Below are 12,183 nucleotides of genomic sequence, written 5' to 3' on the forward strand. Positions count from 1 at the left end.
CGCGCAGGCACCGCTGAGGATGCCGATGCTCGTCGCGATCGCGGCCCTGATCCTGGGGCTGGACCTGGTCACCAAGATCCTCGCGGTGCGGCACATCGAGCCGGGCGACCCGATCAGCGTGATCGGTGACGTGGTGACACTGACCCTGGTCCGCAACCCCGGTGCCGCCTTCTCGATGGCCACCGGGATGACCTGGGTGCTGACCCTGGTCGCGATCGCTGTGGTGATCGGCGTCATCAAGATCGGCAGGACCCTGCGGTCGCCGTGGTGGGCGCTCGGCCTCGGGCTGGTGCTCGGCGGCGCGCTCGGCAACCTGATCGACCGGATCTTCCGCGCCCCGGGCCCCCTGCAGGGCCACGTCGTCGACTTCGTGTCGGTCGGCTGGTGGCCGGTGTTCAACGTCGCGGACTCGGCGATCGTCTGCGGGGCGATCCTGCTGGTCGCGCTCACCCTGTTCGGCTTCGAACCCGACGGAACCCGCGACGCGAAGGCGGCGGGCGAATGAGGGAGACACGATCGATGCCCGTCCCGGACGGGCTCGAGGGTATGCGCGTGGACGCCGGCCTGGCCCGGCTGCTCGGGCTGTCGCGGACCGCGGTCGCCACACTGACGGACGAGGGCGCGGTCCTGCTCGACGGCACCGCCGTCGGCAAGTCGGACCGGCTGCCCGCGGGCGCCTGGCTCGAAGTGGAACTCCCCGAGCCCGCGCGACCGCTGACGGTGGAGGCGCAGCCGGTCGAGGGCATGGAGATCCTGTACTCCGACGAGGACGTCGTGGTGGTGGACAAGCCGGTCGGTGTGGCCGCGCACGCGAGCGTCGGGTGGACCGGGCCGACGGTCATCGGCGGGCTCGCCGCGGCGGGGTTCCGGATCTCCACCTCCGGCGCGCACGAGCGACAGGGCATCGTGCACCGGCTCGATGTCGGCACGTCCGGGGTGATGGTGGTCGCGACGAGTGAGCGGGCGTACACGCTGCTCAAGCGCGCGTTCAAGCAGCGCACCATCGACAAGCGATACCACGCGCTGGTGCAGGGACACCCGGATCCGAGCAGCGGCACGATCGACGCCCCGATCGGCAGGCACCGCAGCAACGACTGGAAGTTCGCGGTCACCGCGGACGGCAAGCCCAGCATCACGCACTACGACACCGTGGAGGCTTTCCAGGCCGCGAGCCTGCTCGACATCCACCTGGAGACCGGTCGCACGCATCAGATCCGGGTGCACTTCGCGGCGCTGCGGCACCCGTGCTGCGGCGACCTGACCTACGGCGCCGACCCCCGCCTCGCGGAGCGGCTCGGCCTCGAACGGCAGTGGCTGCACGCCCGCGCGCTCGGGTTCGCCCATCCCTCGGACGGCCGCTGGATGGAGATCACCAGCGACTACCCGAAGGACCTGCAACACGCCCTCGAGGTCCTCAGGAGTGCGTGACCGTGCCGCGGCGGTCGCGGCGGCCGGTTGTGCGGCTGCCCTGGCTCTCGTGGTCGTGACCCTCGGGGTGGTGAACCCGCCGCGGCCGACGTCGATCGTGACCGACCGGCTCGGCCCCGAGGGCGGCGAACCCGTCGACGGGTATCTCGCGCGCGCGGGTGCCTCGATCGGCGGGCCCGATGCCGACCCGCGCTGGGCGCTGGTCTCGCTCGACATCGAGATGACCGCGGATCAGGCGTACGGGCTCGCCGACGGCGTCCGGATCTCGCGGATGTTGTTCCGGGTCCCGCTCGACCGCGTGCAGACCCAGTTGATCGGGGTGGACGTGCCCGCGAACCAGGAGGCGGTACGCCGCTCGCCGGGCGTCGCGGCCGGCCGGCTGCAGGGCACGGCGGGGGAGTGGGACCGGCAGGCGCGCATCGATGCGGTGTCGGCGGGGCGTCTCGAATCAGGGTGCGCCTGCGTGGCCGGGATGACCGTCCGAGGGGACCTCGCGCGGTTGCGGGAACTGGCGGCCCGGCCCGGCGTCCGAGCGGTCGAGGCGCTGCCCGCGGATGCCGTCCACGGCCGGTTCGCGGTCACCCCGTTGCTGCCCGAGCACATCGACGTGGTGCGGCCCGGCCCGGACGACGGCGAGGTGCCCGCGCGGTGACCGGCTCCCCGAGTCCGGCGGTACCGGGGTCGTCGCGGAGATCGGACGGCGAGCTGGGCGTCGCCGCTGCCGTCGGCGCGCACCTGATGTGGGGGATGTTCCCGATCTTCTTCGGGCTGCTGGCCCCCGCCGGTGCGGTCGAGATCCTGGCCCACCGGATGCTGTGGACCCTGTTCGTGATGCTGACGATCGGCGCCCTGCTGCATCGGCTCTCGCGGCTGCGCACCCTCACCCCGAAGGCCGTGGCGATCGTGGCGGGCGCCGCGCTGATGATCTCCGTCAACTGGGGCACCTACATCTACGGCGTGCTGTCGGGGCGGGTGGTCGAAACGGCGCTCGGCTACTTCGTCAATCCGCTCGTCAGCGTGCTGCTGGGGATGATCGTCTTCCTGGAGCGGGTCAACCGGTGGCAGGCGGCCGCGCTGGGGCTCGCGGCGGTCGCGGTGCTGGTGCTCACGATCGACTACGGCAGGCCGCCCTGGATCGCCCTCGTCCTGGCGTCGAGCTTCGGCGCCTACGGGCTGCTCAAGAAGGTGGTCCCGCTCGATCCGGTGACCAGCCTCACCGCCGAGGGCGTCGTCACGGCGCCGTTCGCGATCGGGTACCTGGTCTTCCTCTCGGTCACGGGGACGGGCACGTTCGTCGGCCACGGCGCGGGCCACACGCTGCTCCTGATGGCCGCGGGCGTGGTGACGGCGGTGCCACTGCTGTTGTTCGGCGCCGCCGCCAAGCGGGTGCCGCTGGTGGCGCTCGGGATCATCCAGTACCTGACCCCGTCGCTTCAGATGCTGTGGGGGGTCGCGGTGCTGCACGAGGACATGCCGGGCTCGCGATGGGCCGGGTTCGCCTTGATCTGGCTGGCGCTGCTGATCTTCACCACCGACGCGGTCCGCCGGGTGCGCCGGTCCCGCCGCACGGTCCTCGTCCCGGCGGGCTGACCGTTCGTGCCCCGCCGCGCTCCGTCCCGGCGCGGGTGACCGACGCTGTCGGCCCCACCGCCTACACTCAGGGCGCTGAAAACATCGGGGCGCTCCCAGTCCTGCAAGAGCTTGAGAGGCGCGCGTGGCTGACTCGTTCGTTCATCTGCACAATCACACCGAGTACTCGATGCTCGACGGTGCGGCCAAGGTCGGTCCCCTCTTCAAAGAGGCTCAGCGGCTGGGTATGACCGCGGTCGGGATGACCGACCACGGCAACATGTTCGGCGCCAGCGAGTTCTACAACGAGGCGAAGAAGCACGACATCACGCCGATCATCGGGATCGAGGCGTACATCGCGCCGGAGTCCCGCTTCAACACCAAGCGCGTGCTGTGGGGCGACCCCGGCCAGAAGTCCGACGACGTCTCCGGTAGCGGCGCCTACACCCACATGACGATGGTCGCCGAGAACGCGACCGGCGTGCGGAACCTGTTCAAGCTCTCCTCCCGCGCCTCGATCGAGGGCCAGCTCGGCAAGTGGGCCCGGATGGACGAGGAGATCATCGCCGAGCACCACGAGGGGATCATCGCGACCACCGGCTGCCCCTCCGGCGAGGTGCAGACCCGGCTGCGCCTGGGCCACGACCGCGAGGCCCTCGAGGCGGCCGCGAAGTGGCAGGAGATCTGGGGCAAGGACAATTTCTTCCTCGAGCTGATGGACCACGGACTGTCCATCGAGCGGCGCGTGCGCGAGGGACTGCTCGACATCGGGCGCAAGCTCGGCATCCCGCCGCTGGCGACCAACGACTGCCACTACGTGACCAAGGACGCCGCCGAGAACCACGAGGCGCTGCTCTGCATCCAGACCGGCAAGACGCTCAGCGATCCGGCCCGATTCAAGTTCGACGGCGACGGCTACTACCTCAAGTCGGCCGAGGAGATGCGCGCGATCTGGGACGACGAGGTCCCCGGCGCCTGCGATTCGACCCTGCTGATCGCCGAGCGGATCCAGCCCTACGACGACGTCTGGAAGCACCGCGACCGGATGCCGATCTTCCCGGTGCCCGAGGGCGAGACCCAGGCCAGCTGGCTGCGCAGGGAGGTGCTGTCCGGCCTCGACCGCCGCTTCCCCGGCGGCCCGCCGCAGGAGTACCTCGACCGCGCCGACTACGAGATCGGCGTCATCAACGAGATGGGCTTCCCGGCCTACTTCCTGGTGGTCGGCGACCTGATCAACCACGCCAAGGACGTCGGCATCCGGGTCGGCCCCGGCCGTGGTTCCGCGGCCGGATCGCTCGTCGCCTACGCGATGGGCATCACCAACATCGACCCCATCCCGTACGGGCTGCTGTTCGAGCGGTTCCTCAACCCCGAGCGCGTCTCGATGCCCGATATCGACATCGACTTCGATGATCGCCGTCGCGGCGAGATGGTCCGTTACGCCACCGACAAGTGGGGCAGCGACCGGGTGGCCCAGGTCATCACGTTCGGCACCATCAAGACGAAGGCCGCGATCAAGGACTCGGCCCGCGTCCAGTTCGGTCAGCCGGGCTTCGCCATCGCCGACCAGATCACCAAGGCGCTGCCGCCGCCGATCATGGCCAAGGACATCTCGGTCTCCGGCATCACCGATCCCGAGCACGAGCGCTACAAGGAGGCCGCCGAGGTCCGGGCGCTGATCGACGCGAACCCGGACGTCGCGAAGATCTACCAGACCGCCAAGGGCCTGGAGGGCCTGATCCGCAACGCGGGCGTGCACGCCTGCGCGGTGATCATGTCGTCCGAGCCGCTCACCGATGCGATCCCCGTGTGGAAACGCGCGCAGGACGGCGCCATCATCACCGGCTGGGACTACCCGTCGTGTGAGGACATCGGCCTGCTCAAGATGGACTTCCTGGGGCTGCGGAACCTCACGGTCATCGGTGATGCACTCGAGAACATCAAGGCGAACCGGGGCATCGACCTCGACCTCGACACCATCCCGATGGACGACCCGGCCACCTTCGAGCTGCTCTCCCGCGGGGACACCCTCGGGGTGTTCCAGCTCGACGGCGGCGGCATGCGGGAGCTGCTGAAGCTGATGCAGCCGACCGGGTTCGGCGACATCGTCGCCGCCCTCGCCCTCTACCGCCCCGGACCCATGGGCATGAACGCGCACACCTCCTACGCCAAGCGCAAGAACGCGCTGGAAGAGGTCAGCCCGATTCACCCCGAGCTGGAGGAGCCGCTCAAGGACATCCTCTCGGAGACGTACGGCCTGATCATCTATCAGGAGCAGATCATGCAGCTGGCCCAGAAGGTGGCCGGCTACTCGCTGGGTCGAGCCGACATTCTGCGTCGCGCCATGGGCAAGAAGAAGGCCTCGGTGCTCGAGGCCGAGTTCGAGGGCTTCGAGGCGGGCATGCTGGCCAACGGCTTCGGCGCCAAGGCCATCAAGGCGTTGTGGGACACGGTGCTGCCCTTCGCCGGGTACGCGTTCAACAAGTCGCACTCCGCCGGCTACGGCCTCGTCTCCTACTGGACCGCGTACCTCAAGGCCAACTACCCGGCCGAGTACATGGCGGGTCTGCTCACCTCGGTCGGCGACGACAAGGACAAGTCCGCGATCTACCTGGCGGACTGCCGGAAGATGGGCATCACGGTGCTCCCGCCGGACGTCAACGAGTCGGAGGTCAACTTCGCCTCGGTCGGCAGCGACATCCGCTTCGGCATGGGCGCGGTGCGCAACGTCGGCGCGAACGTGGTGGCCTCGATCATCAAGGCGCGCACGGAGAAGTCGAAGTTCACCGACTTCTCGGACTACCTCAACAAGATCGACGTGGTCGCCTGCAACAAGAAGGTCACCGAGTCGCTGATCAAGGCGGGCGCCTTCGATTCGCTCGATCATCCGCGCAAGGGCCTGTTCCTGGTTCACACCGATGCCATCGAGTCGGTGTTGGGCACCAAGAAGGCCGAGGCGGTCGGGCAGTTCGATCTGTTCGGAGATGCCGGCGGCGGCGGGGACGACTCACTCGCGTCCGTTTTCGCGATCCGGGTTCCGGACGAGGAGTGGGAGACCAAGCACCGCCTCGCGCTGGAGCGGGAGATGCTGGGCCTCTACGTCTCCGGGCACCCCCTCAACGGCGTCGAGCACATCCTCCGGCAGCAGTCCGACACCTCGATCGCGTCGATCCTCGAGGGCGAGGTCAAGGACGGCGCCCAGGTGACCATCGGCGGCATCATCGCCTCGGTGGACCGCCGGATCAACAAGAACGGTCTGACCTGGGCGATCATTCAGCTCGAGGATCTCGTCGGTGGCATCGAGGTCCTGTTCTTCCCGCAGGCGTACTCGGTGTACGGCATGGACATCGCGGAAGACGCCATCGTGCTGGTCAAGGCCAGGGTCTCGATCCGAGACGATCGGATGTCGTTGATCGGCAACGATCTCGCGGTGCCGGACCTCTCCGCGGTCGGGGTGGCGAAGCCGGTGGCGGTGAGTCTGCCGACGCGGCTGTGCACCGAGGACAAGGTCGGCGCCCTCAAGCAGGTGCTGATCCGGCATCCCGGTACCTCGGACGTGCACCTGAGGTTGATCATCGGCGACCGGATCACGACCCTCAAGCTGGACGACAGCCTGCGGGTGGAACCGTCCTCCGCGTTGATGGGCGATCTCAAGGCGCTGCTCGGTCCGGGCTGTCTCGCCGTCTAGGGGCCTCCGACCCGAATCTCCTTACGCCCTAAGGTATTAATCACTTACGGCATAAGGAGATTCGAACGGTGAGTGTGGTCGCAGGTCAGGGCGATGCAGCGCGATCGATGGCGCTCCTGTGGCGGGCACCGGTCGCCGCCGACCCGAGACCCGCACCGGGTCCGAGGCCGGCGCTGACGGTGGACGAGATCGTCGCGGTCGCGATCGCGGTCGCCGATGAGGCCGGGATGGCCGGGCTGTCCATGCGAGCTGTCGGCGCGCGACTCGGGCGAACGGCCATGGCGCTGTACACCTACGTGCCGAGCAAGAGCGAGCTGGTGGACCTGATGTACGACCGGGCGCACGGTGAGCTCCCCACCGACTACGACCTCGACGAGGGATGGCGGCCGGCCGCGACGTCGTGGGCCCAGGACCTGTGGGCCTTCTACATCCGGCATCCGTGGACGCTCAGCGTCTCGTATGCGCGCCCTGTGCTGGGGCCGGGGGAACAGGCCGTCCTCGAAGCGTTGGTGCGGATCCTGTTCGAGGCGGGCCTGTCCGCCCGGGTCCTCCGCCGCGTCGTCGGTGTGCTGTTCCATTTCGTGCGCGGTTCCGCCGCGGCCGTCGCCGAGTCACGGCGGGCTGCCGTCGCGACCGGGATGTCGGACGAGCAGTGGTGGTCGACGCGGTCCGCGCTGCTGCAGCAGGTGGCCCCGGATTTCGCCGAGCGCTTTCCGATGCTGGTGCGGCTCGGGGTCGCGGCCGCGGAGGAGGAGCGGCACGGGTTTCGCGACGGTGGGCGGGCGCCGCAGCTCGAGGACGAGGCGCTCGAGAACTTCGCCGTCGGCCTCGACGTCGTGCTGGACGGTGTCGAACGCGGCCGTTAGTCGAGCACGGCGGTCAGTCGGCCAGGGCGGTCAGTCGAGCGTCGACCGGTCGGCCGTGTACTTCCAGTACAGCCGACGCGCCCACCACACGACGACGGCGGTGGCGGCGGCGACCAGCACGGCAGGCTGCAATGCCTGGGTGATCGCGAGGAGGGCGATGAACACCAGCAGGCTGACCGCCAGCGCCTCGAGCTTGTAGAGCGGCCATTCGGTCCCGGCCAGGTCCACGGAGGCGCCACGGCTGCGCGGCACGCGGCGGGCGTGCGGCGCATAGTCGGCGGTGGTCATGAGTTCAGGCTACAAGGAAATCGAAGTTCGGTCGAGCGAACACTTGAGTTCGACCGCCGAAGGTCGGCGCGTTGGGATGCACCGCCGCGGGCGCGGGTGTTCACTGGTGAAATGCCGCTGACAGGAGAATACGAGCCCAGTCCGACGAAGTGGTCCGCCGATCAGGCCGCGCTGTACGAGAGTTCCGGCGGGACCAAGGGTACGACCATGCAGGGCAAACCGGTGGTCTTGCTGACGACCAAGGGTGCCAGGACCGGCAAGCTCCGCAAGGCTCCGCTGATGCGCGTCGAGCACGACGGGGAGTACGCGATCGTCGCCTCGCTCGGCGGGGCACCGAAGCACCCTGTCTGGTACCACAACGTCATCGCGGATCCGCACGTCGAACTGCAGGACGGCCCCGTGAAGCGGGACATGATCGCCCGCGAGGTGACCGGCGACGAGAAGACCGTGTGGTGGGAGCGTGCCGTCGCGGTCTGGCCCGACTACGCCGAGTACCAGAAGAAGACCGACCGCCAGATTCCCGTGTTCGTGCTCACACCGCAGTAGGCAGGGCGGCGCTCCCAGTCCGATCCTCGCGGCGCAGACACGGGTCGGGTCGCCGGCCCGAGGGCGCAGGTGGCAGCATATTGAGGTGTCGAAAACCCCGGAACTCGCCGACCTGAAGGCCACCATGCCGCTCGATGCGGATGAGATCGATGCTGCCCACAGGCGAATTTCCGACGTCGTCGCGGTGACCCCGCTCCAGTTCAGCGAGCGCTTGTCGGCGGCCACGGGCGCCAAGGTCTACCTCAAGCGGGAGGACCTGCAGGTGGTCCGCTCGTTCAAGCTGCGCGGCGCCTACAACCTGATGGTCCAACTCACCGCGGCCGAGCGGGAGGTCGGCGTCGTCTGCGCGAGCGCAGGCAATCACGCTCAGGGTGTGGCCTATGCCTGCCGGACGATGCACATCCGCGGCCGGATCTACGTGCCCGCGAACACGCCGAGGCAGAAGCGAGATCGGATCAAGGCCCATGGTGGCTCGTACGTCGAGTTGATCGCGACCGGTAAGACCTACGACGCTGCCGCGGCGGCGGCCAAGGACGACGTCGTGCGGACCGGTGCGACGATGGTGCCGCCGTTCGACGACCCGCGAACCGCGGCCGGTCAGGGCACCATCGCCGCCGAGATCCTCGAGCAGCTCGGCGAGGAGCCGGGCACGGTGATCGTCCCGGTCGGTGGGGGCGGGCTGATCGCGGGCATCGCCACCTACCTGCACGAGCGTTCGCCGCACACCGCGATCGTCGGGGTGGAACCGAGCGGCGCGGCATCGATGACGGCGGCGCTGGTCGCGGGCGCGCCGGTGACGCTGCCGGAGATCGACCCGTTCGTCGACGGCACCGCCGTCCGGCGGATCGGCGACCTGCCGTTGGAGGTGATGTCGGCGCTGGGTGCCGGCGTCGTCTCGCACGGTTCGCTGCCGCTGATGGCTCAGCCGCGTTCGGGTATCGCCGGCGAAGGCACGTTCGCGATGATCCACGCTGACGAGGGTGCGGTCTGCACGGCGTTGCTGGGCCTCTACCAGAACGAGGGCATCATCGCCGAGCCGTCGGGTGCGCTGTCGGTCGCGGCGCTGGAGCTGGTGAAGGTCGAGCCGGGGAGCACCGTCGTCTGCCTGATCTCGGGCGGTAACAACGACGTGTCGCGCTACGGCGAGATCCTCGAGCGCTCGCTGGTTCATCTCGGGCTCAAACATTATTTTCTTGTTGACTTCCCGCAGGAGCCGGGTTCGCTGCGCCGGTTCCTCGACGAGGTCCTCGGCCCTGAGGACGACATCACCCTCTTCGAATACGTGAAGCGGAACAATCGCGAGACCGGTGAGGCGTTGGTGGGCATCGAGCTCGGCTCGGCCGAGGGGCTGCCCCCGCTTCTGGAGCGAATGCACGATTCCGGCGTGCACGTCGAGCAGCTCGAGCCCGGCTCGCCCGCCTACCGTTACCTCACCTAGGCGGCGCGGGAGTCGGGCCGGACGGTCCGGTCAGGGCAGGGTGCGCACGAAATCGAAGAAGGCCGGTGCCAAGGCGGGGTTCGCGTTGCTCGCACCGGTGATGGCGCCGATCGCCGCGCCGGGGATGCAGCCGACGAAGATGAACAGGACGCACCCCACCACGGCTCCGACGCCCGCCCCGATATTTCCGCCGCGCGTCCAGCCGATCTCGAACTGCGTGATCATGTTCTCGTAGGCGCTCTGGCTGTACACCTCGTGCGGCTCGAGCACGCCGGACAGCGGATCCGGGTTGGCGGGGGCCTGGTAGGTGATCGTCGTGTCATCCGGGGGTGCGGGCGAGGCGTAGGAAGTACCGGCGCCGATCCCCATCGTCGCGATGACCAACACGGGGAGCGTCGTGGCCTTGTGAAGTTTCATTGTGGGGGCTCCTCTCATTCCAAGGAGACGGCCCCGATCTGGTCAAAGACCGTCCGGAACATCGCTTCGAATGATAGCCGCCAGGCTGTCCGAATAGCCATCCTCGAAGTACCGGCAAGCGGGTTCGTGGCCGGCAGCGGATTGTGCCGAAACCGCCTCTGAACAGTGCAATCCCGGCTAGTCTGAGGGCACGCAGGAGGTGGCATCAGTTGCCCGAACGGGCTCCTGTCATAACTGTCGGCGAGGGTGTGCCGCCGGCGGGAAGCTTCGCGCGCCGGCCGAAGGTTCACGCGCACAAGGCAACCCATCCGCGCATCGTGGGACCGCCGCCGCCACCCGGCATTCCGCCGGCCGGAACGGTTCGAGGAGCCGTCGGATACGCCGCGCGATCGCCGGGTTCGTCGATTCCCCGGCCGCGTCCGGTATGCCTGCGCGGATGCGGCGACGTGGCGCACACTTGTCGCAACTCGTGAACTCGCAGCCGCCTCCGGAGGTGTGGGAATCCATGGCAGTAGATCTGCTCGAGAACTTCGTCAACGGTCGCTTCGTCGCCTCCACCGCAACGGAATCGATCGAGGTGATCAACCCGGTGGACGAGACCGTGGTCGCCCGGGCGCCGATCTCCACCAAGGCCGACATCGACGCGGCGGTCGCCGCGGCCCGGGAGGCCTTCAAGTCCTGGGGGCGGACCACCCCCGGCATCCGGCAGGCCGCGCTGCTCGCGCTCGCCGATGCGATCGAGGCGCACAGCGACGAGCTCGTCGAGGCCCAGTGCCGCAATACCGGTCAGCCGAAGGCGGTCATCGCCGCGGAGGAGGTGAAGGTCGGGGCGGACCAGCTCCGGTTCTTCGCGGGTGCGGCCCGCATGCTCGAGGGCAAGTCGGCGGGCGAGTACATGGACGGGTTCACCTCCTATGTCCGCCGCGAGCCGATCGGGGTGGTCGGCCAGGTGACGCCGTGGAACTACCCGTTCATGATGGCGATCTGGAAGATCGGGCCCGCCCTCGCCGCAGGAAACACCGTGGTGCTCAAGCCGAGTGACACCACGCCCGAGAGCACGCTGGTCCTCGCCCGGCTGTCGAAGGGGATCCTGCCCGACGGCGTGCTGAACGTGGTGCTCGGCAACGGTGGCACCGGCGCGACCCTCGTCGAGCACCCGGACCTCGGGCTGGTCTCGATCACCGGGTCCGTCCGGGCCGGCATCGCGGTGGCGGTGTCGGCCGCCAAGCAGGTCAAGCGCGCGCACCTCGAACTCGGCGGTAAGGCACCCGCCGTGGTGTTCGCCGACGTCGACGTCGACAAGGCCGCGGGTGGGATCGCGGAGGCGGCGTTCTTCAACGCGGGCCAGGACTGCACGGCGGTGACGAGGGTGCTCGTCCACGAGTCGATCCACGACGACTTCGTCGACGCACTGGTGGCCAAGGCACGAGGCCTCAAGACCGGGTTGCCGGACGATCCGGACACCTTCTACGGACCGCTCAACAACGTGAACCACTTCAGCGCGGTGACCGCCAAGATCGCCGCGCTGCCCGCCCACGCGAAAGTCGTCACCGGGGGGAAGCGACTGGGCGAGCAGGGCTTCTTCCTCGAGCCGACCGTCGTCACCGGCGTGCGGCAGGAGGACGACATCGTGCAGGAGGAGACCTTCGGCCCGGTCCTGACCGTGCAGTCCTTCTCGGATGAGGAACAGGCCGTCGAACTCGCCAACGACGTCCGGTTCGGTCTCGCCTCGAGCGTGTGGACGAGGGACCACGGGACTGTCCAGCGTATGTCCGCCGCCCTCGATTTCGGGGCGGTGTGGGTGAACTGCCACATCCCGCTGGTGGCCGAGATGCCGCACGGCGGATTCAAGTACTCCGGTTACGGCAAGGACCTCTCGGCCTACGGGGTCGAGGACTACACCCGACTCAAGCACGTCATGAGCTCCCACGACTGAGCCGAGA

General features: G+C 68.8%; 11 protein-coding genes. 9 read left to right on the top strand and 2 right to left on the bottom strand.

Annotated elements, in window-relative coordinates:
- Positions 1-19: 19 nt before the first annotated feature.
- The 6 genes from lspA to ACFQS9_RS04120 all read left to right on the top strand — a co-directional run bounded on the left by lspA (position 20) and on the right by ACFQS9_RS04120 (position 7,551).
- Positions 20-505: a signal peptidase II gene (gene lspA / locus ACFQS9_RS04095; RefSeq protein ID WP_378401896.1), complete on the top strand. Its 486-nt coding sequence runs from the start codon at positions 20-22 to the stop codon at positions 503-505.
- Positions 502-1,428, top strand: a complete 927-nt coding sequence (locus ACFQS9_RS04100) for an RluA family pseudouridine synthase (protein WP_378401842.1) — start codon at positions 502-504, stop codon at positions 1,426-1,428. Before lspA ends, ACFQS9_RS04100 begins: the two co-directional genes overlap by 4 nt.
- The gene (locus tag ACFQS9_RS04105) at positions 1,421-2,080 is read left to right on the top strand and encodes a hypothetical protein (protein ID WP_378401844.1); all 660 of its coding nucleotides are present in this window, start codon (positions 1,421-1,423) and stop codon (positions 2,078-2,080) included. The genes ACFQS9_RS04100 and ACFQS9_RS04105 overlap by 8 nt, the downstream gene beginning before the upstream one ends.
- The gene (rarD, locus tag ACFQS9_RS04110; protein ID WP_378401846.1) at positions 2,077-3,018 is read left to right on the top strand and encodes an EamA family transporter RarD; all 942 of its coding nucleotides are present in this window, start codon (positions 2,077-2,079) and stop codon (positions 3,016-3,018) included. The genes ACFQS9_RS04105 and rarD overlap by 4 nt, the downstream gene beginning before the upstream one ends.
- A gap of 124 nt (positions 3,019-3,142) precedes the next feature.
- Positions 3,143-6,685 carry a DNA polymerase III subunit alpha gene (gene dnaE, locus ACFQS9_RS04115; protein WP_378401848.1) on the top strand — a complete coding sequence of 1,181 codons (3,543 nt, stop codon included), beginning with the start codon at positions 3,143-3,145 and terminating at the stop codon, positions 6,683-6,685.
- A 68-nt stretch (positions 6,686-6,753) separates the two neighbouring features.
- Complete coding sequence (locus tag ACFQS9_RS04120; RefSeq protein WP_378401850.1) at positions 6,754-7,551, top strand: TetR/AcrR family transcriptional regulator; 798 nt, start codon at positions 6,754-6,756, stop codon at positions 7,549-7,551.
- 30 nt (positions 7,552-7,581) lie between these two features.
- Here ACFQS9_RS04120 and ACFQS9_RS04125 read toward each other — a convergent pair whose 3' ends face one another.
- The gene (locus ACFQS9_RS04125; protein WP_378401852.1) at positions 7,582-7,839 is read right to left on the bottom strand and encodes a hypothetical protein; all 258 of its coding nucleotides are present in this window, start codon (positions 7,837-7,839) and stop codon (positions 7,582-7,584) included.
- Between the two features lie 111 nt (positions 7,840-7,950).
- On the opposite strand from ACFQS9_RS04125, the gene ACFQS9_RS04130 reads away from it, so the two are divergent.
- A complete protein-coding gene (locus tag ACFQS9_RS04130) occupies positions 7,951-8,385 on the top strand; it encodes a nitroreductase family deazaflavin-dependent oxidoreductase (protein WP_378401854.1) in 435 nt (144 codons plus the stop codon).
- A gap of 124 nt (positions 8,386-8,509) precedes the next feature.
- Complete coding sequence (gene ilvA / locus ACFQS9_RS04135; protein WP_378401898.1) at positions 8,510-9,823, top strand: threonine ammonia-lyase IlvA; 1,314 nt, start codon at positions 8,510-8,512, stop codon at positions 9,821-9,823.
- 30 nt (positions 9,824-9,853) lie between these two features.
- Here ilvA and ACFQS9_RS04140 read toward each other — a convergent pair whose 3' ends face one another.
- Positions 9,854-10,240 carry a hypothetical protein gene (locus ACFQS9_RS04140; protein ID WP_378401856.1) on the bottom strand — a complete coding sequence of 129 codons (387 nt, stop codon included), beginning with the start codon at positions 10,238-10,240 and terminating at the stop codon, positions 9,854-9,856.
- Positions 10,241-10,745: 505 nt separating this feature from the next.
- Between ACFQS9_RS04140 and ACFQS9_RS04145 the strand changes: the two genes are divergently transcribed.
- On the top strand, positions 10,746-12,176 hold the full coding sequence (locus tag ACFQS9_RS04145; RefSeq protein ID WP_378401858.1) for a gamma-aminobutyraldehyde dehydrogenase: 1,431 nt from the start codon (positions 10,746-10,748) through the stop codon (positions 12,174-12,176).
- The last annotated feature ends 7 nt before the right edge of the window (positions 12,177-12,183 follow it).

Origin of the sequence: Rhodococcus daqingensis (assembly GCF_042665615.1) — a bacterium.
GTDB classification, from domain to species: domain Bacteria; phylum Actinomycetota; class Actinomycetes; order Mycobacteriales; family Mycobacteriaceae; genus Rhodococcus_G; species Rhodococcus_G daqingensis.

Bases quoted from the DNA above. Each gene is read 5' to 3' on its own strand.
- ACFQS9_RS04130 (WP_378401854.1), top strand. From the start codon at position 7,951: ATGCCGCTGACAGGAGAATACGAGCCCAGTCCGACGAAGTGGTCCGCC.
- ACFQS9_RS04100 (WP_378401842.1), top strand. From the start codon at position 502: ATGAGGGAGACACGATCGATGCCCGTCCCGGACGGGCTCGAGGGTATG.
- lspA (WP_378401896.1), top strand. From the start codon at position 20: ATGCCGATGCTCGTCGCGATCGCGGCCCTGATCCTGGGGCTGGACCTG.
- ilvA (WP_378401898.1), top strand. From the start codon at position 8,510: ATGCCGCTCGATGCGGATGAGATCGATGCTGCCCACAGGCGAATTTCC.
- ACFQS9_RS04145 (WP_378401858.1), top strand. From the start codon at position 10,746: ATGGCAGTAGATCTGCTCGAGAACTTCGTCAACGGTCGCTTCGTCGCC.
- ACFQS9_RS04125 (WP_378401852.1), bottom strand. From the start codon at position 7,839: ATGACCACCGCCGACTATGCGCCGCACGCCCGCCGCGTGCCGCGCAGC.
- ACFQS9_RS04140 (WP_378401856.1), bottom strand. From the start codon at position 10,240: ATGAAACTTCACAAGGCCACGACGCTCCCCGTGTTGGTCATCGCGACG.